Genomic DNA, 587 nt, shown 5'->3' with positions numbered 1-587 from the left:
TCTGGTCGTAGCCGGGTGAGAACGACATGGCGACCTTCAGCGGTACGCCCGCGTTGCGGGCAGCGATGACGGCCTGGTCAAGGGTATCCGGGGAAGCCAGCGCAACCAGGCTGTCGGCACCGCTGGCCTGATCTGGGCGCCGAGGCGATCCACATCAACCGATGGGCTCACCTCTATGGACGCGGCGACCCGGACACCGGCGGCGCGCAGGCTCGCGCTCACTTTCTCCGCGATGGCGCGCATGGTCTCGGAGAACGCGGTCCGCAGGATGAACGCGGTCCGACCACCTTGAGAAACAGTGTAGTCACCCCAGGTGGTAATCGATCCTGGGCCGATGAAGCTGAGGTAGGTGAACATGTTGTCGTCGACGGTCCATGCCGGTTCCAGGGCCGGGCCGGTCACCGGGATGCCCTGGTCGTGCAGGAACGGCGCGGACCCGGTCGCGGCCCCGGTGGTCTCGATGATCCCGAAGACCCCATCGTCGTTGATCAGGGCACGGGCGCTGGCGAGGTTCGTGGCGGGATCGGAGGCATCGTCTCGCCAGGTGTAGGACAGCGTCCGGCCGTTGACTCCGCCGGCCGCGTTGA

General features: G+C 67.1%; 1 protein-coding gene. It reads right to left on the bottom strand.

What is annotated here, in order from left to right; genetic code table 11:
- Positions 1-36: 36 nt before the first annotated feature.
- Positions 37-587 (bottom strand): ABC transporter substrate-binding protein (locus tag MJ797_RS14265; RefSeq protein WP_239334961.1); only part of this gene is annotated, 551 nt, incomplete at its 5' end.

The sequence above is a fragment of the Protofrankia sp. CiP3 genome (assembly GCF_917627345.1).
Taxonomy (GTDB): domain Bacteria; phylum Actinomycetota; class Actinomycetes; order Frankiales; family Frankiaceae; genus Protofrankia.
The sequence above is the reverse complement of the archived record's forward strand: the minus strand, read 5'-3'. Positions and strand labels throughout refer to the sequence as shown.